The organism is Pseudomonas frederiksbergensis (assembly GCF_001874645.1).
Classification (GTDB): Bacteria; Pseudomonadota; Gammaproteobacteria; order Pseudomonadales; family Pseudomonadaceae; genus Aquipseudomonas; species Aquipseudomonas frederiksbergensis_B.
On record NZ_CP017886.1, the window covers coordinates 1691698 to 1712790 of the forward strand.

A 21093-nucleotide genomic window follows, 5' to 3' on the forward strand; every position below is an offset into this window, starting at 1 on the left:
TTTTTGTCACACAAAAGAACTTAAGCGAAGATGGCTTGCCCAATGTCCGGCTTTTTTCTGTCTGCTATACGCTCAGTTCAAGGCCAGTGTAGGATGCGCGCCGATTGGCGCGTGCCAACCGTCCCCTCGTTCCGCACCTTTTGGAACCCGAAATAGCTATGTCATCGCGTAAATTTGGACTCAATCTGGTGGTAGTGCTGGCGATTGCCGCGCTGTTCACCGGTTTCTGGGCGCTAATCAACCGCCCGGTCACGACCCCCAACTGGCCTGAGCAGATCTCCGGTTTTTCTTACTCGCCGTTCCAGCAAGGCCAGTTCCCACAGAAAAACCAGTTCCCGTCCGACGATGAAATGCGTCGCGACCTGGAGATCATGAGCAAGCTGACCGACAACATTCGGACCTACTCCGTCGACGGTACGCTGGAGGACATCCCGAAACTGGCGGAAGAATTCGGCCTGCGCGTGACGCTCGGGATCTGGATCAGCCCGGACCTTGAGCGCAACGAGCGCGAGATCCAGCGCGCCATCGAGTTGGCCAACAGCTCGCGCAGTGTCGTGCGCGTGGTGGTCGGTAACGAAGCGATCTTCCGTAAGGAAATCACCGCCGAGCAGTTAAGCGTGATCCTCGATCGCGTACGCGCAGCGGTCAAAGTCCCGGTAACCACTTCCGAACAGTGGCACGTCTGGGAAGAAAACCCGATGCTGGCCAAGCACGTCGACTTGATCGCGGCTCACATCCTGCCTTATTGGGAATTCATCCCGGTGGACCAGGCCGGTCAGTTTGTTCTGGACCGTGCCCGTGACCTGAAAAAGCTGTTCCCGAAAAAGCCGCTGCTGCTGTCCGAAGTGGGCTGGCCGAGCAATGGCCGCATGCGCGGTGGAGCTGATGCGACCCCGGCTGACCAGGCCATTTACCTGCGCACGCTGGTGAACAAGCTCAATCGCCAGGGCTTCAACTACTTCGTGATCGAAGCGTTTGACCAGCCATGGAAAGCCAGCGACGAAGGTTCGGTAGGCGCCTATTGGGGCGTGTTCAACGCTGCGCGTCAGCAGAAATTCAACTTTGAAGGCCCGGTGGTTGCAATTCCGCAATGGCGAGTGCTGGCTATCGGCTCCGTCGTGTTTGCGCTGTTGTCCCTGACCCTGCTGATGATCGACGGCTCGGCCCTGCGCCAGCGTGGTCGCACCTTCCTGACCTTCATCGCGTTCCTCTGCGGATCGGTGCTGGTGTGGATCGGTTACGACTACAGCCAGCAATACAGCACCTGGTTCAGCCTGACGGTGGGCTTCTTGCTCGCCCTCGGCGCGCTCGGGGTGTTTATCGTCCTTCTCACCGAGGCTCATGAACTGGCCGAGGCCGTCTGGACTCACAAACGCCGGCGTGAATTCCTGCCGGTGGTGGGTGATTCGGACTACCGCCCGAAAGTCTCGATCCATGTCCCGTGCTACAACGAGCCGCCGGAGATGGTCAAACAGACCCTCAACGCCCTGGCCAACCTCGACTATCCGGACTTCGAAGTCCTGATCATCGACAACAACACCAAGGACCCGGCCGTCTGGGAACCGGTGCAGGCCTATTGCGAAACCCTCGGCCCGCGCTTCAAGTTCTTCCACGTCGCGCCGCTGGCCGGTTTCAAGGGCGGCGCGCTGAACTACCTGCTGCCGCACACCGCCAAGGATGCCGAAGTCATCGCCGTGATCGACTCTGACTACTGTGTCGATCCGAATTGGCTCAAGCACATGGTGCCGCACTTCGCCGATCCGAAAATCGCCATCGTGCAGTCTCCGCAGGATTATCGCGACCAGAACGAAAGTACCTTCAAGAAGCTCTGCTACGCCGAATACAAAGGCTTCTTCCATATCGGCATGGTCACCCGTAACGACCGTGACGCGATCATCCAGCACGGCACCATGACCATGACCCGCCGTTCCGTGCTCGAAGAGCTCGGCTGGGCGGACTGGTGCATCTGTGAAGACGCCGAACTGGGTCTGCGAGTGTTCGAGAAAGGCCTGTCGGCGGCGTACTACCCCAACAGTTATGGCAAGGGCCTGATGCCCGATACCTTTATCGACTTCAAGAAACAGCGTTTCCGCTGGGCTTACGGAGCGATTCAGATCATCAAGCGGCACACCGCCAGCCTGTTGCGCGGCAAGGACACCGAGCTGACCCGTGGCCAGCGTTACCACTTCCTCGCGGGCTGGTTGCCGTGGGTGGCGGATGGCATGAACATCTTCTTCACGGTCGGCGCCCTGTTGTGGTCGGCGGCGATGATCATCGTGCCGCAACGGGTCGATCCACCACTGCTGATCTTCGCAATCCCGCCGTTGGCGCTGTTCGTGTTCAAGGTGGGCAAGATCATTTTCCTCTACCGCCGTGCGGTCGGGGTCAACCTGAAGGACGCATTTTGCGCGGCATTGGCCGGTCTGGCGTTGTCTCACACCATCGCCAAGGCGGTGCTGTACGGCTTCTTCACCAGCAGTATTCCGTTTTTCCGCACCCCGAAAAATGCCGATAACCACGGCTTCTGGGTGGCGATTTCGGAAGCGCGCGAAGAGCTGTTCATCATGCTGCTGTTGTGGGGCGCGGCACTGGGGATTTACCTGGTGCAGGGCATCCCGAGCAACGACATGCGCTTCTGGGTGACCATGTTGCTGGTGCAGTCGCTGCCGTATCTGGCAGCGCTGATCATGGCCTTCCTGTCCTCGCTGCCAAAACCTGCGCCTGAGACCGAGCCGGCACCTGCCGCTTAAATCTGCGCAAACCACTAAACGGCGGCCTCTGGCCGCCGTTTTGCTTTAGAATACTTGCCATTTTCCATGCCAGATAACTGGTAGGAGCTGCCGCAGGCTGCGGCAGCTCCTACGGTTTTATACGTGCGCTTATCGGAGTTCTCACATGACGGCCCACGCCGACCTTTCGCCGACCCTCCAACTCGCCATCGACCTGATCCGTCGTCCGTCCGTGACGCCGCTCGACGCCGATTGCCAGAAGCAGATGATGCAGCGCCTGGGCGATGCCGGTTTTGCGCTTGAGCCCATGCGCATCGAAGATGTGGATAACTTCTGGGCCACCCACGGCAAACACGAAGGCCCGGTGTTGTGCTTCGCCGGTCACACTGACGTGGTGCCGACCGGCCCGGTGCAGGCCTGGCAGATCGATCCGTTCGACGCAGTGATCGACGAACACGGCATGCTCTGCGGCCGTGGCGCGGCGGACATGAAAGGCAGCCTCGCAGCCATGACCGTGGCGGCCGAACGGTTTGTCGTCGACTACCCGGACCACAAGGGCAAGGTTGCGTTTCTGATCACCAGCGACGAAGAAGGCCCGGCGCATCACGGCACCAAAGCTGTGATCGAACGCCTCGTGGCGCGTAAGGAACGTCTGGACTGGTGCATCGTCGGCGAACCGTCGAGCACCACCCTGGTCGGTGACGTGGTCAAGAACGGCCGTCGCGGCTCCCTGGGCGCCAAGCTCACCGTGCGCGGTGTGCAAGGTCACGTGGCCTACCCGCACCTGGCGAAGAACCCGATCCACCTCGCCGCCCCGGCCCTCGCCGAACTGGCCGCCGAGCACTGGGATCACGGCAACGATTTCTTCCCGCCCACCAGTTTCCAGATTTCCAACGTCAATTCCGGCACCGGCGCGACCAACGTGATCCCGGGTGATCTGGTGGCCGTATTCAACTTCCGTTTCTCCACCGAATCGACCGTTGAAGGCCTGCAACAGCGAGTGGCCGCTATCCTCGACAAACATGGCCTGGACTGGCACATCGACTGGGCGCTGTCCGGCCTGCCCTTTCTCACCGAACCGGGCGCACTGCTCGATGCGGTATCGGCGAGCATCAAGGCCATCACCGGTCGCGAGACCAAGGCGTCCACCAGCGGCGGCACATCGGATGGGCGCTTCATCGCCACCATGGGTACCCAGGTGGTCGAGCTTGGCCCGGTCAACGCGACGATCCATCAGGTCAACGAACGCGTGCTGGCCAGCGACCTCGATCTGCTGACCGAAATCTACTACCAGACCCTGATCAAGTTGCTCGCCTGATGCTCGCCTGCCCTATCTGCAGCGCGCCGCTGAATGCGGTCGACAACGGCGTAGCGTGCCCGGCCGGGCATCGCTTCGACCGCGCCCGCCAGGGTTACCTGAACCTGCTGCCGGTGCAGCACAAGAACAGCCGTGATCCGGGCGACAACCAGGCCATGGTCGAAGCCCGCCGTGACTTCTTGAATGCCGGGCACTACGCGCCGGTGGCCAAGCGTCTTGCCGAATTGGCCACCGAACGTGCGCCGCAGCGCTGGCTGGACATCGGTTGTGGCGAGGGTTATTACACCGCACAAATCGCCGACGCCCTGCCAAACGCCGACGGCTACGCGCTGGACATCTCCCGCGAAGCGGTCAAACGCGCCTGCAAACGCAACCCGCAGCTGACCTGGTTGATCGCCAGCATGGCCCGAGTGCCGTTGGCCGATGCCAGCTGCCAGTTCCTTGCCAGCGTGTTCAGCCCGCTCGACTGGCAGGAAGCCAAACGCCTGCTCAGCCCGGGTGGCGGCTTGATGAAAGTCGGCCCGACCAGCGGTCATTTGATGGAACTGCGTGAGCGTCTGTACGACGAAGTGCGCGAATACACCGATGACAAGCACCTGGCGCTGGTGCCGGAAGGCATGACGCTGCAACACAGCGAAACCCTGGAATTCAAACTGAATCTGGTCAGCGGCCAGGACCGCGCCAACCTGCTGGCCATGACGCCTCACGGCTGGCGCGCGAGTGCCGAACGCCGGGCCAATGTGATCGAGCAGGCCGAGCCGTTCGAGGTCAGCGTGTCGATGCGCTACGATTATTTCGTTCTGCAGTAATTGTTTGAGAGCACCCTTTAACTTTTGGTCTTGAGCAGTGGCTTGAGGCCGGCTAAATCCGCGAGTGGATTTTTCGAAACCCGCAGTGAGGAACATCCATGCGCCAACCCGATATCGAGATTTACCTGAAAGACGCCGACGTCGACTACAAGGCCATTGCGACCTGGCTCGGCGCGGCTCTGGGCCCTTGCACCGACTGGGTTCAGAAAGGTCAGACCTACAAGTGCAAGGCCGGCAACGTGCCCGTGACCTGGCTGCCAAAAGCCGTGGGCAAGTGGAACAGCCTGTACCTGGAAAGCGACCAGACGCCGTGGGACGACGACATCGCCTGCGCCCGCGCCGCCTTTGCTGCGCTGAACGTCGAAGTGCGCTGCGCGCCGGGAACCTGGGTCGAGGAAGAAGGTGAAGAATCGGCGGACCGCTGGATTCGGATCAGCGTCGACGGTGAAGAAGAGATCACCTGGAAAACCGCGTAATACCGAAAAGATCGCAGCCTGCGGCAGCTCCTACGCCGATCAGGTGTACCCGGCCCCCGTAGGAGCTGCCGCAGGCTGCGATCTTTTGATCTTAAAGGTTACAAACCTACTACATCCTCAGCCTGCAAGCCTTTCTGCCCGTCTACCACTGCGTATTCAACCTGCTGGCCATCGGCCAACGAGCGGTGGCCTTCGCCACGGATCGCGCGGTAGTGCACGAACACGTCTGCCCCGTCTTCACGCTGAATGAAGCCGTAGCCCTTGGCGTCGTTGAACCACTTCACGTTGCCGGTCTCGCGCGTTGCCATCAATCAATACCCCCTCTTTTTATTATTGAGTCGGCCTGTTCACGGACAAGCCTTGATAACGTTTGCCCGCACTCGGTTGACTGTAAGAAACAGCACCGATAGTGGCAAACGGCCGGCCGAGTATATGACAGCCGCAAAAACTCTCAACTCAAGATTACTTCGGCGCTTTTTTGCCGATTTTCGACGAATACGGCACACTACCGGCCCCGAGCGCTTGCTCGGTTTTTTCAACTAAAGCAGAAGCCGTATGACCCGTTCCCCGTTCCGCCGTCTGGTGTTTGGCACCTTGCGCCGACTGTTGTACCTCTGGGTTCGCTCGGAGACGATCAACCAATCGTCCTTTACCCTCAACCTCGACCGCAGTCGTCCGGTGTTCTACGTCCTGCAAAATCCTTCGCTAACCGACCTCGCCGTGGTCGATACCGAATGCAGCAAAGCCGGGCTGCCGCGCCCGGTACTGCCAACATCGGTGGGCAATCTGCTGGAGCCTGCGGCGTTCTTCTACCTGACTCCCGAGCCCGACTGGCTTGGCCGCCAGGACAAACGCGGCGCACCGCCCACCCTGACCCGGCTGGTCAGTGCCCTGAGCCAGAATGCGGCCGAAGATGCGCAAATCATTCCGGTCAGCGTGTTCTGGGGCCAGTCGCCGGACAGCGAGTCGAGCCCGTGGAAATTGCTCTTCGCTGACAGCTGGGCGGTGACCGGGCGCCTGCGCCGTCTGCTGAGCATCATGATTCTGGGGCGCAAGACCCGCGTGCAGTTTTCCGCGCCGATCCACTTGCGCGAGCTGATCGAACACAACAAGGGCCACGAACGCACCGTGCGCATGGCCCAACGCATTTTGCGGGTGCACTTTCGCAACCTCAAAGCCGCGGTCATCGGTCCGGACATTTCCCACCGTCGCAACCTGGTCAAAGGCCTGCTGAATCAGCCACTGGTCAAACAGGCGATTATCGACGAAGCCGAGCGCGAGAACATCTCGCCCGAGAAGGCCAAGGCTCAAGCGCTGCGCTACGGCAATGAGATCGCCTCGGACTACACCTACACCGCGATCCGTTTTATGGAAGTGGTACTGAGCTGGTTCTGGAACAAGATCTACGACGGGATCAAGGTCAACCACATCGAAGGCGTGCAGAAAGTCGCCCAGGGTCACGAAGTGATCTATGTGCCCTGCCACCGCAGCCATATCGACTATTTGTTGCTGTCGTACCTGCTGTTTCGCAACGGCCTGACCCCGCCGCACGTCGCCGCCGGGATCAACCTCAACATGCCGGTGATCGGCAGCCTGCTGCGCCGTGGCGGGGCGTTCTTCATGCGCCGCACCTTCAAGGGCAATCCGCTTTACAGCTCGGTGTTCAATGAATACCTGCACACCCTGTTCACCAAAGGCTTCCCGGTGGAGTACTTCGTCGAGGGCGGCCGCTCGCGCACCGGGCGCATGCTGCAACCGAAAACCGGGATGCTGGCGATCACCCTGCGCAGCTTCCTGCGTTCGTCGCGGATGCCGATCGTGTTCATCCCGGTGTACATCGGTTACGAGCGGGTGCTGGAAGGCCGGACCTACCTCGGTGAACTGCGTGGCGCGAGCAAGAAGAAAGAGTCGATCTTCGACATCTTCAAAGTCATCGGTGCGCTCAAACAGCGCTTCGGCCAGGTGGCGGTGAACTTCGGCGAGCCAATCAAACTGGCGCAATTCCTCGACAGCGAACAACCGGATTGGCGCACTCAGGAGCTCGGCCCGCAGTTCAAGCCGGCCTGGCTCAACGAAACCACCAACCGCCTCGGCGAACGTGTGGCGCGGCATTTGAATGAAGCGGCCGCCATCAACCCGGTGAACCTGGTGGCGCTGGCCCTGCTCTCCACCAGCCGTCTGGCGCTGGACGATCGCGCCATGGCGCGGGTGCTCAACCTGTATCTGGCGCTGTTGCGCCGCGTACCTTACTCGCCGCACACCACGCTGCCGGAAGGTGACGGCCGTGCGCTGATCGAACACGTCAAGGACATGGACCTGCTTTGCGAGCAAAGCGATGCACTGGGCAAAATCCTCTATCTGGACGAGCAAAACGCCGTTCTGATGACCTACTACCGCAACAACGTGCTGCACATTTTCGCCCTGCCGGCGCTGCTCGCGAGCTTCTTCCAGAGCGCATCGCGCATGAGCCGCGAACAGATCCTGCGCTATGCCCGCGCGCTGTATCCGTACCTGCAATCGGAGTTGTTCATCCGCTGGTCGCTGGACGAACTGGATGCGGTGATCGATCAATGGCTCGACGCCTTTGTCGAACAAGGCCTGCTGCGCTTCGAGAACAATGTGTACCTGCGCCCGGCGCCAAGCTCCCGGCATTTCGTGCTGCTGACCTTGCTGTCCAAGAGCATCGCGCAGACCTTGCAGCGCTTCTACATGACGGTTTCCCTGCTGCTCAACAGCGGCCAGAACACCCTCAGCGCCGAAGAGCTGGAAGACCTGTGCACGGTCATGGCCCAGCGCCTGTCGATTCTGCATGGCCTGAACGCCCCGGAGTTCTTCGACAAGAGCCTGTTCCGCCACTTCATCCAGACCCTGCTGGACCTCGACGTGCTCAAGCGCGACGAAGCCGGCAAGCTGAGCCATCACGAACTGCTCGGCGAACTGGCTGAAGGCGCCGCCAAACGGGTATTGCCGGCGGAGATTCGCTTGTCGATCCGTCAGGTGGCGCTGCATCGCAGCGAAGATGCGGCGGATCAACCCGTACCTGCGCCGCAAGCCGACTAACCACTACCTTTATCGAACAAGGAAACTGCCATGCTCCGCCCTACCCTTCGCTTCGCCGGCCTGTGCGCAGGCTTGATGATCTCCGCCAGCGCTCTGGCCCTGTCTCTGGGCAGCCTTTCCCAGGGAGAAGCCTCGGGCGGCCTCAAGGACGCCCTGGCCCAAGGGGCCGTAGCGGCCGTCACCACGCTCGGCAAACCGGGCGGTTTCAGCAATAACCCTGAAGTGAAGATCGAACTGCCGGGCAATCTGGGCAAGGTCGCCAGCAAGATGAAACAGTTCGGCATGGGGGCCCAGGTCGATCAACTGGAAACCAGCATGAACAAGGCGGCAGAGGCGGCCATGCCGCAGGCCCAGGCCCTGCTGGTGGATGCGGTGAAAAAGATGACCGTGACCGATGCCAAGGGCATCCTTACCGGTGGCAAGGATTCGGCCACCCAGTACCTGGACAAGACCAGCCGCGAACAAATCCGCGCCAGGTTCCTGCCGATCGTCAAGCAAGCCACCGACCAGGTGGGCCTGGCCAAGCAGTACAACTCGTTCGCCGGGCAGGCGGCAACCTTCGGCGTGCTCGATGCCAAGAGTGCCAACATTGAAGGCTACGTGACGGAAAAGACCCTGGACGGTCTGTTCAAGATGATCGCCCAGAAGGAAGAAGGCATCCGCGCCAACCCGGCGGAAGCAGCGACCAGCCTGGCGAAGAAAGTCTTCGGCTTGCTCTAAGCCGCGAAAACACACCCCGAAACGACTCGATCGTTCCCACGTGGGAACGATCGATAACCAACACACCCCGTCCCCGTAGGAGCTGCCGAAGGCTGCGATCTTTTGATCTTGAAAATCAATGGCAGATCAAGATCAAAAGATCGCAGCCTTCGGCAGCTCCTACGGTTCCGGGGTCACGGTGCGGGGTCCGGTTGCGGGGTCTGAGCGGTTCTTTCTTCGGGTCGCCGCACCGCCACTCCTCCATCAGGTTTGTGGTGTTTAATTGCATGGCAACTGCATTCGTCACAAGCCACAGCGCCTTGCGTTGCGCCCTACACCTACGCCAGAATCCGCCGGCTTGTGCGCTTTGGGCCTCGTCTCTATCGTTACCGAGTCGCTGCATATTCAGCGACCGGGTTTGGTAGCCCGAGCTTTTTCCAAGGCGCACAGCGCCGACATTTCCATACGGTGGGCGCTTTCTTTTGGCCTGCTGTTTGTTATGGCGGCTGTGCGCAGGGCGCCTTCGGGCGCACCGGTTTCCTTGGTGGCCGGGCTACCAACCTGCGTTCAGTCGCCACCCTATTGGTTGGTAGCCCATAGGTTGCGACTCCACTCACTGAGGAGTTTCGCCATGTTCAAACCCACACCCAATCCCCCCGAAGCCGACGCCGAAAGCGTTTCCCCCTACGCGTCCCTCGACTCCAAAGAGCTTCACGCCGCCGCTCACCGGGCGCTCGATCATTACCTGCTGTTACCTGAAACCAAGAAACTACTGGCCGACCGCCGGCCCGGTTGCATCTTCGTCATCGCCCCGCAGGTTGACAGCGAAACCCTGCTGGCCCACGCCTGCGAAACCCTGGCCTCGGCCAATGTTATGGCCAGCGACCTGGCGTTTGAACTCGACGGTCCCAAACGCAACAGCGCATTGGCGATTCAACAGATGGTTGCCCTGGCGGAACTGGCGGTGAACCGTGCGTTGGATAACGTTGATCAGCCAGAGACTTAGCACCACAGCGTAGGAGCTGCCGCAGGCTGCGATCTTTTGATCTTCGGCAGCTCCTACGTCTGATCTGTTTCGATGTGTGATGAGCCACTTAAAAAGAACACCCACTCGCGTCCCATCTTTTTCTTCTCGAACAGCTTCAACTCAACCAATCCGTTCAAGGTCGTGGCAGCGGTGTTGTAGGAGCAGTTCAGGTTTTCCTTCACATTGACCGCGGTGAACTCCTTGGCCATGCCGCTCTTGGCGATCTGAAACAGCGTGCGCTGCTTCTCGGTCAACTGCTTGAAAAGCCCGGACTCCTCGAGCCAACGATCAAAACCTTCGGCGTAGACCCGGCTTTTTTGATAAGCCGCCGTGAACCCGGTTACCGCCCGCAGAATCACCGAGCACTGGTAATCGATGAAGTACGTCAGGTCCAGCCCATCACTCTCGGTATGCACATAAGAGCGACCGTACTTCACCGGCGCATTGCGCAGCAGAATGCTGATCGCGATGTAGCGAAATGCCGAGAAGTCATTCTTGAACATGAACCAGTAAAACAACGCCCGCGCCACCCGGCCATTGCCATCGCGGAACGGATGCTCGTAGCCCAGCGCAAAATGCAGGGCGATGGCCTTGATCATCGGATGCACATAATCAGCGCGCAGAGGGTCGTCGTGGGGCTGGTTGATCCAGGTCGCCAATCCATTGAGCCGAGCGCTGATACCCGCTGCAGGTGGCGGTGTGTGAACGGTATTGCCCTCACCATCCTGCACCACCACCTGATCATTGCTGCGAAAAAGCCCCGGCGAATACAGCGAGTCATCAATGCCTTCGACGCCGACGCGATGAAGTTGCCGGATCAGCTCGACACTCAATGGCTCGTGACGTTTTTCCCAAGCGAAAATCATCATTTTGTAGTTGCCGATGACCATCCGCTCATCCGGGGTACGCGGCAGGCGATTGCGCTTGAGCATGTCCTTGGCCACCAGCGTGGTGGTCGCGGCGCCCTCAAGCTGGCTACTGCTGATGGCTTCGTCTTCGATCAGGTCATTGAGCAGGTAACTGAAATGCGCCGTCTCACCGATATGATGAGTCATGTACTCCAGCGCGGCGGTCGTTGCCTGACGATCAACCGTCGAGAGGGTTTTCTGTGCCAGCGGTGTAAGAACGAACTGACCCCATTGACTCGGTTCGCCTAGCGGCAACAAACGCACGTACTGCGCCACTCGGGCCTTTTTCACCAAGGCCCAGCACAAGGTCGGATCAAGACCGGGCGGCCAGCGAAAACGCAGATCATCGAACGGCAGATAGCGCCCCTGATCATCCAGCGGCTTGAGGAGTGCCAGATAGTCGACCAGTTTTTCCTTGTGGGGCGATTGCCCGAGCGCTTCGAAAAGGCTGGGGTCTATGGCTGGAGGGCTTTTCATCATCGCTGTCTCAAAAACTCGTGAAACTGAGTCAGGAGTACAGCATAGATGCAGGATTGTCTCAATATCTCAACAAATTGAGACAACCGTAGGAGCTGCCGCAGGCTGCGATCTTTTGATGTTTGAAAGTCAAAAGATCGCAGCCTGCGGCAGCTCCTACGGTTGCGGGGTCACGGTCGCGGGGTTGCGGTTCCGGGGTCAGAGCGGCTCTTTCTTGACCCTGAACCACGCCGCATACAGCGCCGGCAGGAACAGCAAGGTCAGCGCTGTCGCGACCACCAGTCCACCCATGATTGCCACCGCCATCGGCCCGAAGAACACGCTGCGCGACAGCGGAATCATCGCCAGCACGGCGGCCAGTGCGGTCAACACGATCGGCCGGAAACGCCGTACCGTGGCTTCGATGATCGCTTGCCAGGGTTTGAGCCCGGCGCGGATGTCCTGTTCGATCTGGTCCACCAGAATCACCGAGTTACGCATGATCATCCCCGACAGCGCGATGGTCCCGAGCATGGCCACGAAACCGAACGGCTGACGGAACACCATCAGGAACAAGGTGACGCCGATCAATCCCAACGGCGCAGTCAGAAATACCATCGCGGTGCGTGAGAAGCTGCGCAATTGCAGCATCAACAAGGTCAGCACGACGACGATAAACAACGGCACGCCGGCGTTCACCGAGTTCTGGCCACGGGTCGAGTCTTCCACCGTGCCGCCGACGTCCAGCAAATAGCCGTCAGGCAGTTCGGCGCGAATCGGCTCCAGTGTCGGAAGAATCTGCTGGACCAGGGTTGCCGGTTGCTCCTTGCCATAGATGTCGGCGCGAATCGTTACATTCGGCAAGCGGTTGCGGTGCCAGATAATGCCCTCTTCGAAGCCATATTCCAGGGTAGCCACCTGCGACAGCGCGACACTTTTGCCGTTGTCAGTCGGCACCGCCAGGCTAGACAGCAACGACAGCTCGGTGCGTTCGTGCAAGGTGCCGCGCAAGAGGATCTCGATCAACTCGTTGTCTTCGCGGTACTGGCTGACGCTGGAACCTGTGAGCGAGCTTTGCAAAAACTTCGACAGGTTTGCCGTGCTCACGCCCAAGGCTCGCGCGCGGTCCTGATCGACGTTCAGGTACACCACCTTGCTCGGCTCTTCCCAGTCCAGGTGCACGTTGACCACATGCGGGTTCTCACGCACCTTGGCCGCGACTTTACGTGCCAGGGCGCGAACCTCTTCAATGTGTTCACCGGTCACCCGGAACTGCACCGGATACCCCACTGGCGGACCGTTTTCCAGGCGCGTGACCCGCGAGCGCAAGGCCGGGAATTGTTCATCGAGGGTTGCGATCAGCCAGGTGCGCAGGTTTTCACGCTCCTCGATCGTTTTCGCCAGGACCACAAATTGCGCGAAGCTCGCCGCCGGTAACTGCTGGTCCAGTGGCAGGTAAAAACGCGGCGAACCGGTGCCGACATAGGCGACATAGTTGTCGATGCCGGCGTGCTCCTTGAGCATCGCTTCCAGCCGTTTGACCTCTTCGTTGGTGTTGCTCAACGAGGCGCCTTCGGCCAGTTTCAGATCAACCATCAGCTCCAGCCGCCCCGAGGCCGGGAAGAACTGCTGTGGCACAAAACGGAACAGCACCACCGAGGCCACAAACAACAAGATGGTCAGCGCAATGACAGTTTTGCGTCGGCGCACGCACCACTCAACCAGACGCCGGACACGTTGATAAAACGGCGTGCCGTAAGGGTCCGGCTGGCCGGCACCGTGTTTCGCGGCGTGAATTTTCGCCAGATCCGGCAGCAGCTTTTCACCGAGATAGGGCACAAACACCACGGCAGCGACCCACGAGGCCAACAACGCGATGGTCACGACCTGGAAGATCGAGCGGGTGTATTCACCGGTGCCGGATTGCGCGGTGGCAATCGGCAGGAAACCGGCCGCGGTGATCAACGTCCCGGTGAGCATCGGGAATGCAGTGCTGGTCCAGGCATAGCTGGCAGCCTTGAGCCGGTCAAAGCCCTGCTCCATTTTGATCGCCATCATTTCCACGGCGATGATCGCGTCGTCCACCAGCAGCCCCAAGGCCAGTACCAACGCGCCGAGAGAGATTTTGTGCAGGCCGATTCCGAGGTAATACATGCAGGCAAACGTCATTGCCAGCACCAGTGGAATGGCCAACGCGACCACCATGCCGGTGCGCACACCGAGGGAGAAGAAGCTCACCAGCAAGACAATCGCCAGTGCCTCTACCAGCACCTGGACGAACTCGCCGACGCTGGTTTTCACCGCGGCTGGCTGGTCAGAGACCTTGCGCAGTTGCATGCCGGCCGGCAGGTTGTTCTGGATACGCTCGAACTCCAGCTCCAGCGCCTTGCCAAGCACCAGAATGTCGCCGCCCTCCTTCATCGCCACGGCAAGACCGATAGCGTCCTCGCCCATGAAGCGCATGCGCGGTGCCGGTGGATCGTTGAAGCCTCGGCGCACGTCAGCCACATCGCCGATACGGAAGGTCCGGTCACCGACGCGGATCGGAAAATTCCTGATCTCGTCGACGGTCTGAAAGTTGCCCGTCACCCGTAGCTGCAAACGCTCGCTGGTGGTTTCAAAGAACCCGGCGTTGGACATCGCGTTCTGTTCTTCCAGCGCTTGCTGCACCGCGGCCAACGGCAGCCCCAGGGTCGCGAGTTTGACGTTGGACAGTTCAATCCAGATCTTCTCGTCCTGCAGCCCGAGCAAGTCGACTTTGCCCACATCCTTGACCCGTTGCAGCTGGATCTGGATACGGTCGGCGTAATCCTTGAGCACCGCGTAATCGAAACCCTCACCGGTCAGCGCATAGATGTTGCCGAAGGTGGTGCCGAACTCATCGTTGAAGAACGGTCCCTGAACACCCGGCGGCAACGTCTGGCGAATGTCGCTGATCTTTTTGCGCACCTGATACCAGAGGTCGGGAATCTGCGCCGAATGCATCGAGTCCCGGGCCATGAAGGTCACCTGGGATTCACCAGGGCGAGAAAACGAGACAATCCGCTCGTACTCACCGGTTTCCATCAGTTTCTTTTCAATACGCTCGGTGACTTGCCGCGAGACTTCCTGGGCCGTCGCACCCGGCCAATTGGTCTTGATCACCATGGCCTTGAAGGTGAACGGCGGGTCTTCGCTCTGGCCCAGCTTGGTGTAGGACAACGCGCCGACGACCGCCAGCAAAATCATCAGGAACAGTACGATCTGGCGGTTATGCAGCGCCCATTCGGAAAGGTTGAAACGCATCGGGGATTACTCCTTGACCGCCAGATTGACCACGCGGTTGGAGCGATCCACCGGCCGTATTTGCTGGCCCTCATGGAGCACATGAACCCCGGCCGCCACCACCCAGTCGCTGGGGCTCAGGCCGTCAAGCACCGGCACGGTTTTCTCACCGAAGGCGCCTACACGAACCGGAGCCTTTTTCAGGGTGTTGTTGGCACCCACGACCCAGACGTACGTCGCGCCGTTTTCGGCGGTGAGCGCCGAGAGCGGCACCGACAGCGGCACCACGTCGGCGATTTGAATGAATACCCGGGCGCTTTGGCCAAGCTCGGCCGGGACCTTGCCAGCGGTAAAGGTGATGCGCGCGGCAAAGGTCCGCGATTTTGGATCGGCGGCTGGCGACAGCTCACGAATGCTGCCAGCGAACCGCTGACCTTGCTGGGTCCACAGTTCAACGGTGACAGGCTGGCCGACCTTGAAACGGCCGAAGCTTTGCTCCGGCAGGCTGATCAGCACTTCACGCTCGCCGTCGGTGGCCAGGGTGAAGACGGTTTGCCCGGCAGCCACCACTTGCCCAACTTCCACGGCGCGCTTGGCCACCACACCGTCACGCGGGGCTCGAAGCACGGCGTAGCTGGCCTGGTTGCTGGCGACGTCGAACTCGGCCTTGATCTGCCTGAGTCGTGCTTCACCTGCCCGGTAGAGGTTTTCAGAATTGTCGTACTGCGAGCGGCTGACCATCTGACGCTCCATCAGGGTCTTGTAGCGATCACGCTCGGCACGCACCAGATTCAGGTTGGCCTCGGCGGCGGCAACCTGCGCGCGAGTCGCTTCCAGTTGCAGGCGTACGTCCTGGGGATCGAGTTCTGCCAGTGGCTGATTCGCCTTGACCCGCTCGCCTTCCTCGACCAGTCGTCGGCTGACTTTGCCGCCAATACGGAAGGCCAGGTCTGGCTCGTAACGCGCGCGGACTTCGCCGGGATAGCTGTCCATTGCCTGCGCGGAAGGCTCCGGCTGAACCACCATGGCCGGACGCACGGTGACTTGCACCGGCTCTTCGTGGCCGCACGCAGACAACAGGAATGCCAGGCTGACTGGCAACGCAAAGCGCAACATGGTGAACGATCCTTCGCTAATGGAGCTTTGAATAATTATACTGGCCAGTATGTTATTAATAGCAAACTCACCAGTCCAGTATTAAAGCGAAAAATGTCCAACAATCTTCCTGCACCTAACGGCCCCGGCCGCCCGAAGGACCTCGCCAAGCGCGAGGCGATCCTCGAAGCGGCGAAACGTCTTTTTCTGAGCAATGGTTACGCGAGCACCAGCATGGACACGGTGGCGGCTGAAGCCGGTGTGTCGAAGCTGACCGTTTACAGTCACTTCAACGACAAGGAGACGCTGTTCTCCTCCGCCGTGATGGCCAAATGCGAAGAGCAATTGCCCACACTGTTCTTCGAACTGCCCGACGGCATGCCGATCGAGAACGTGCTGTTGAACATCGCCCGAGGCTTTCATCTGCTGATCAACAGCGCTGAATCGGTGAACCTGCATCGCCTGATCATGGCGCTGGGGAGTCAGGACCCGAAACTCTCGCTGATCTTCTTCGAAGCAGGTCCTCAGCGGATGTTGCTGGGCATGGAGCGCTTGCTGACCAGGATCGACCAGATCGGCGCCTTGAGCATCGACAAGCCGCTCAATGCCGCCGAGCACTTCTTCTGCCTGCTCAAAGGCGCAGCGAACTTTCGCTTGCTCTACGGCTGTGGCGAACCCTTGACCGAGGACGCGGCCGAGGCTCACATACAGGAAGTGGTGGGGTTGTTTATACGGGCGTATCGGCCAGACACAACGCGATAGCTTTGCTTTGCTTTGCTTTGCTTTGCTTTGCTTTGCTTTGCTTTGCGTAGGAGCTGCCGAAGGCTGCGATCTTTTCAAGGCACCAAAAAATCAAAAGATCGCAGCCTTCGGCAGCTCCTACGCCGGGGACACATCAGGGTTTGAGCGCTTTCTTGGGGTAGATGTCGTACCGGCTGGACTTGCCGTCCAGCGCATGGCTCGGCTTTGGCCCTTCGATGCACGGCGCCTTGCGTGGGCGTTTGACCACCACTCGGTGGCTGGCCAGTGCGAGTGCGGCTTCGAGCAGTGCCGGCGCGTCCGGGTCATCGCCTACCAACGGGCGAAACAGGCGCATTTCCTTCTTCACCAACGCGGTTTTCTCACGATGCGGGAACATCGGGTCAAGGTAGATCACCTGCGGCGGCTCACCTTCCCAGTTGCGCATCAACTCGATCGAGTTGCCCTTGAGCAACGTCATCCGCGCCACAATCGGCGCCACCTCAAAATCTTCCGCGGCGCGAGCCAAACCGTCTTCCAGCAACGCGCCAATCAACGGCTGACGCTCGATCAGGCTCATTTCGCAGCCCAGGCTTGCCAGCACGAAACCATCCTTGCCCAGCCCGGCCGTGGCATCCAGCACCTTCGGCCGCACGCCTTGAGCGACCCCGACAGCCTTGGCAATCATCTGACCACTGCCGCCGCCATACAACCGGCGATGGGCGGCGCCGCCCTCGACAAAGTCCACCCGCACCGGCCCCGGTGCGTCCGGGCCGAGCTGTTGCAGTTGCAAACCGTGCTCACCCACTTGCAGTGCAAACTCGGCATCGTCCAGCAGCAATGGCAAGTTCAATCGCTCGGCCCACTGTTCGGCGCGTGCCTGAAACGCCTCGGCCAGGGCCTGGACTTTGATGCGGCTGGCCGCGGGTTGCTCACTCATCAGAAAACACACTCAAAAAATTAATGATCGGCAAAAACGGCCGATAACAAAACTATCGAGCATTTTGCCAGAGCTGAGCGTCGACCGAGAGAAATGTCAGACATTCAACGCACATCAGTAGGCTACCTTTCGCCCGTCGGCGATTATGGCCTGCGCAATTCCCAAGCACTGAGCGGCGTCAGTCACCTGTGGCAGGATTTTTTGCCCAGGCGCTGGCTGATCATTTGGGCGATGCTGCACCGGCTCCTGGCAGTTTCACCCCCGTCGCCGTCGATGGCCCGGTCGAACCGACCGCTGGTGCTGAGCTGCTCGAACACATCGTCACGCAGCGCACCTGCGACGTGAAGGACACCGAAGTCCGCCCGCCGGAGCCGCTGTTCCTGCCGATTGCCGAGTTCGAAATGGACCTGGCCGACAAACCGGCACCGCCGTTCCTGCCGCAAGAAATTCTCGCGCAACAGAAACAACACGACTTCGAAAGCGCTTGGGTGCGCCCGATCGTCCTGGCTGCCGGTCAGCCACCGCCTACGCCGGGCCCGGCACCGCAACCGCGTCCGTTGCACCTGCCGATTGCCGAGTTCGAACTCGATCTGCTGGACAAGCCGGCAACCCCCTACCCTCACGCAGAGCTGGTCGAGCAACAGAAGCAATTCGACTTCGATAACGGCTGGGCCCGCCCGATTGTCCTGCAAAACCTGCGCATCGCTGCCTGATCCTGAGTTTTAGCCTTTTCCCCTAGCGGCAAACCCACCACGGCCCGACATCCAGATGAAAATGGTTGCGATGAGCGGCGTTGTAGTCCGGGCTCAACACCACGCTGAACATGTCACACGCGCCATCGCGAACCTTGCGTAGAAAGCGCGCATCGTCATTGTCCTTCGGCCAGTCCCGCAACACGCTGATACTGCGCCCGTCCGCCAGGCGAAAGCCGGCAATATCCAGTGCATCGGCCGTCGCGTGCTGACTGCGTGAACCGTTTTCGCGGTTGTACATATTGCGGCAGGCAAAACTGCCGAGGTGATCGACCCGCGCCACTGCCTGCCCATAAGTGGCCTCTGCTGCCGGTTGCAGGGCGTGCCGCTCGAACAGCACAAATGCCACTGCCAACGGGCAACTGGCGAGAAAGCTGCTGCTCAGCGCCACCTCGCCGCCTTGCACGCGCAACGTGTTGTTCAGCGGGCAATCAACGTCCGGGTTGCTGTCGGCCTGGCGGGTGAACTTCAACCCGGCACCGCTGAGCACCTGGTCGCAGAGTGGCGGATTATCGCGCAGTCTCATCAACTTGAAGCGTGTCAGCAGGTTCGGCGGGGCCCGGACATCCAGCGGCGCCCAAGGGTTCCAGGCCGCTGGCAACGGCAGCCAGCCGCGCCAGACCCCCACCAGCAACCCGCCAATCACCAGCATCACCCCCAACAACACTTTCAGAACCCGCACGACAACTCCCTGTGAGTCAGCCTTTGAACATCTGATTGATCTGCCCAAACGGCAGCGTGCAATCGGCGAAGTCGAAGGTGCCTTGCCCCTGAATTTCCTGCGCGGCCTGATAAAACGCTCCGTAGGCGGCACGGGCCATGGCCGAGCCGACGCTGATCCGCTTGACGCCCATTTCACTGAGCTGCGCCACGTTCAACTTGAGACCGCCAGACATCAACACATTGACCGGTTTCGGCGCCACGGCACGCACCACCGCCAGTATCTCTTCAGCGCTGCGCAGGCCCGGCGCATAAAGTACATCGGCGCCGGCCTCGGCAAAGGCCTGCAAGCGGCGAATGGTATCGACCAGATCCGGATTACCGTGCAGGTAATTCTCGGCACGCGCGGTCAGGATGAACGGGAACGGCAAACTGCGCGCTGCGGCGACAGCCGCTTCGATCCGCGCGACGGCGTGTTCAAAGCAGTAAATCGGGCCGTCTTCACGGCCGGTGGCGTCTTCGATCGAGCCACCGACCGCACCCACACTGGCGGCGCGCAGCAGGCTCTCGGCGGATTGCTGCGGGCTGTCGGCAAAACCATTTTCCAGATCAACCGCGACCGGCAGATCGCTCGCACAGACAATCGCCCGAACGTTGGCCAGCGTCTCTTCAAGTTTTACCGCGCCGTCCGGGCGGCCCAGCGAAAAAGCATAACCGGCACTGGTGGTCGCCAATGCCTGGTAACCCAGGCTGGCGAGCATTTTTGCCGAACCGGCATCCCACGGATTGGGAATCACAAAAGCCCCGGGGCTTTCATGTAAGGCCTTGAACGCCTGGGCTCTAAGGGTTTGCGCATCCATTGGCTCGCTCCTGTAGAAGGGAAAACCCGTCGTCAGAGCAACCCAAGCTGCTCGGCGGCGGGCTCTCTGTATAGCTCAGGCAGGGCCGGCAAGCCAGGCAATCGTGCCATCAACCGAGTATGAAAGCGTTGCGCCAAAGCGGCGGCCAGCAGGTTGTCGGCGGTGTGCAGGAAGATGTACGGAGTGCGGCCCTCTTCGATCCATTGGGCGATTTTCTCGACCCACGGCGTCAGGAACGAATCGTTGGCTTCAAGCACCGGATGACCGATGAAACGCACCTGCGGGAACTGGGTGAAGGCCGCCGGACGAGGTGGCACCTTGGGTTTTTTCGCTTGTGCGTGGAGCACCGAGGGTTCAGTCGACGTGCAACTGAACAGCGCCCGTGGATCGAGGCAGATGCGCTCCACGCTACGGTCCAGTAACAGGCGATTGAGTCTGCGTTCGGCATCGCCTTTGGCGAAGAAATCCCGATGCCGCACTTCGACCGCCAAAGGCCGCTGCAGCCCATCGATAAACCCGGCCAGCTCGGCGAGCCGTTGCGGGGTAAACGCTGCCGACAACTGCAGCCAGAGCGGTGAAACCCGCTCACCGAGCGGACTGAGCAATTGCACGAAGGTTTCGGCGGCGCTCAGTTGCTCGCGCAGGTCGCCGCCGTGGCTGATGTCGCCGGGGAATTTGGCGGTAAAACGAAAGTGTTCCGGCATCGTCTGCGCCCAGCGCTCCACCGTCGCCTGTGCAGGGCGCGCGTAGAACGTGGTGTTGCCTTCAACGGCATTGAACACCTGCGAATACAGGCCGAGAAATTCATTGGGACGGGCATTTTGCGGATACAGGTACTCGCGCCAGGCGTTTTCGCTCCAGGACGGGCAACCGAGGCAATAGGGCAGCCGCATCAGATGTGCAGGTCGAGACCCAGCACTTCCATATCCCAATCGACGAAAGCCGCGGTGCTCAGGTAGCTGGCCAGGGCCATCGCCACGCTTTTGCTCATGGCGCGGTGGTAGATCATGTCCTGCTGACGGGCGGGGAGATTGCTCAGACGTTGCGCAGAAGCCTTGGCGGCGCGGGCGGCCAGTTGCTCTTCAGAAGGGAACTCCTGCTCGCCATCGATATCCTCGAGAGACTCGTCCACCGACACATTGCCTTTGCGAGGCTTGCGCTTGATGGGGTAGGACTGAGAGGAAAGGCCGTCTATGCGCATATGTACAATCTCGCTATCGATGATGGCAATTTAGCGGCACTTACCGGTGTGCGCAAACTCCCAAGTGATAACTAGAGCACATAAACCGGAAAAGGTTTAAA

Annotated in this window: 17 protein-coding genes and 1 pseudogene; 9 read left to right on the forward strand and 9 right to left on the reverse strand. The window is 60.4% G+C overall.

All coding sequences use genetic code 11. From position 1 onward, the window contains the following. The first annotated feature begins 158 nt into the window (after positions 1-158). From BLL42_RS08460 to BLL42_RS08475, 4 genes are all read left to right on the forward strand, one after another. Complete coding sequence (locus BLL42_RS08460; protein ID WP_071551652.1) at positions 159-2750, forward strand: glycosyltransferase; 2592 nt, start codon at positions 159-161, stop codon at positions 2748-2750. 145 nt (positions 2751-2895) lie between these two features. Then, positions 2896-4047 (forward strand): succinyl-diaminopimelate desuccinylase, encoded by a 1152-nt coding sequence (gene dapE / locus BLL42_RS08465; protein WP_071551653.1) that lies wholly within the window; start codon positions 2896-2898, stop codon positions 4045-4047. Next, a complete protein-coding gene (locus BLL42_RS08470) occupies positions 4047-4856 on the forward strand; it encodes a putative RNA methyltransferase (protein ID WP_071551654.1) in 810 nt (269 codons plus the stop codon). The genes dapE and BLL42_RS08470 overlap by 1 nt, the downstream gene beginning before the upstream one ends. 98 nt (positions 4857-4954) lie before the next feature. Continuing rightward, positions 4955-5332 carry a hypothetical protein gene (locus tag BLL42_RS08475; protein ID WP_019692072.1) on the forward strand — a complete coding sequence of 126 codons (378 nt, stop codon included), beginning with the start codon at positions 4955-4957 and terminating at the stop codon, positions 5330-5332. Between the two features lie 98 nt (positions 5333-5430). On the opposite strand, the gene BLL42_RS08480 is transcribed toward BLL42_RS08475, so the two are convergent. Continuing rightward, the gene (locus tag BLL42_RS08480; RefSeq protein WP_071551655.1) at positions 5431-5640 is read right to left on the reverse strand and encodes a cold shock domain-containing protein; all 210 of its coding nucleotides are present in this window, start codon (positions 5638-5640) and stop codon (positions 5431-5433) included. A 247-nt stretch (positions 5641-5887) separates the two neighbouring features. Here BLL42_RS08480 and plsB point away from each other — a divergent pair, with 247 nt between their 5' ends. The 3 genes from plsB (at position 5888) to BLL42_RS08495 (ending at position 10097) form a co-directional block, all read left to right on the forward strand. Next, complete coding sequence (gene plsB, locus BLL42_RS08485; protein ID WP_071551656.1) at positions 5888-8392, forward strand: glycerol-3-phosphate 1-O-acyltransferase PlsB; 2505 nt, start codon at positions 5888-5890, stop codon at positions 8390-8392. A 30-nt stretch (positions 8393-8422) separates the two neighbouring features. Beyond that, on the forward strand, positions 8423-9112 hold the full coding sequence (locus BLL42_RS08490; protein ID WP_071551657.1) for a DUF4197 domain-containing protein: 690 nt from the start codon (positions 8423-8425) through the stop codon (positions 9110-9112). A gap of 610 nt (positions 9113-9722) precedes the next feature. Continuing rightward, the gene (locus BLL42_RS08495) at positions 9723-10097 is read left to right on the forward strand and encodes a DUF6124 family protein (RefSeq protein ID WP_071551658.1); all 375 of its coding nucleotides are present in this window, start codon (positions 9723-9725) and stop codon (positions 10095-10097) included. 53 nt (positions 10098-10150) lie between these two features. On the opposite strand, the gene BLL42_RS08500 is transcribed toward BLL42_RS08495, so the two are convergent. From BLL42_RS08500 to BLL42_RS08510, 3 genes are all read right to left on the reverse strand, one after another. Then, positions 10151-11503: a Fic family protein gene (locus BLL42_RS08500; RefSeq protein WP_071555719.1), complete on the reverse strand. Its 1353-nt coding sequence runs from the start codon at positions 11501-11503 to the stop codon at positions 10151-10153. A 198-nt stretch (positions 11504-11701) separates the two neighbouring features. Continuing rightward, positions 11702-14767, reverse strand: coding sequence for an efflux RND transporter permease subunit (locus tag BLL42_RS08505; RefSeq protein WP_071551659.1), 3066 nt, complete (start codon positions 14765-14767; stop codon positions 11702-11704). A 6-nt stretch (positions 14768-14773) separates the two neighbouring features. Next, a complete protein-coding gene (locus BLL42_RS08510) occupies positions 14774-15862 on the reverse strand; it encodes an efflux RND transporter periplasmic adaptor subunit (protein WP_071551660.1) in 1089 nt (362 codons plus the stop codon). A gap of 93 nt (positions 15863-15955) precedes the next feature. Between BLL42_RS08510 and BLL42_RS08515 the strand changes: the two genes are divergently transcribed. Next, positions 15956-16603, forward strand: coding sequence for a TetR/AcrR family transcriptional regulator (locus BLL42_RS08515; RefSeq protein ID WP_071551661.1), 648 nt, complete (start codon positions 15956-15958; stop codon positions 16601-16603). Between the two features lie 133 nt (positions 16604-16736). Here BLL42_RS08515 and BLL42_RS08520 read toward each other — a convergent pair whose 3' ends face one another. After that, positions 16737-17519: a class I SAM-dependent methyltransferase gene (locus BLL42_RS08520; RefSeq protein ID WP_071551662.1), complete on the reverse strand. Its 783-nt coding sequence runs from the start codon at positions 17517-17519 to the stop codon at positions 16737-16739. A 93-nt stretch (positions 17520-17612) separates the two neighbouring features. Between BLL42_RS08520 and BLL42_RS08525 the strand changes: the two are divergent. Continuing rightward, positions 17613-18232, forward strand: a pseudogene (locus BLL42_RS08525) (energy transducer TonB). A gap of 22 nt (positions 18233-18254) precedes the next feature. On the opposite strand, the gene BLL42_RS08530 reads toward BLL42_RS08525, so the two are convergent. Genes BLL42_RS08530 through BLL42_RS08545 form a run of 4 tightly spaced genes read right to left on the reverse strand, consistent with a single transcriptional unit; the run spans position 18255 to position 20992 of the window. Then, on the reverse strand, positions 18255-18953 hold the full coding sequence (locus tag BLL42_RS08530) for an extensin-like domain-containing protein (RefSeq protein ID WP_071551663.1): 699 nt from the start codon (positions 18951-18953) through the stop codon (positions 18255-18257). Positions 18954-18969: 16 nt separating this feature from the next. After that, complete coding sequence (locus tag BLL42_RS08535) at positions 18970-19791, reverse strand: isocitrate lyase/PEP mutase family protein (protein ID WP_071551664.1); 822 nt, start codon at positions 19789-19791, stop codon at positions 18970-18972. A 32-nt stretch (positions 19792-19823) separates the two neighbouring features. Continuing rightward, positions 19824-20684: a DUF72 domain-containing protein gene (locus BLL42_RS08540; RefSeq protein WP_071551665.1), complete on the reverse strand. Its 861-nt coding sequence runs from the start codon at positions 20682-20684 to the stop codon at positions 19824-19826. Further along, positions 20684-20992, reverse strand: coding sequence for a hypothetical protein (locus BLL42_RS08545; RefSeq protein ID WP_071551666.1), 309 nt, complete (start codon positions 20990-20992; stop codon positions 20684-20686). Before BLL42_RS08545 ends, BLL42_RS08540 begins: the two co-directional genes overlap by 1 nt. Positions 20993-21093 lie beyond the last annotated feature (101 nt).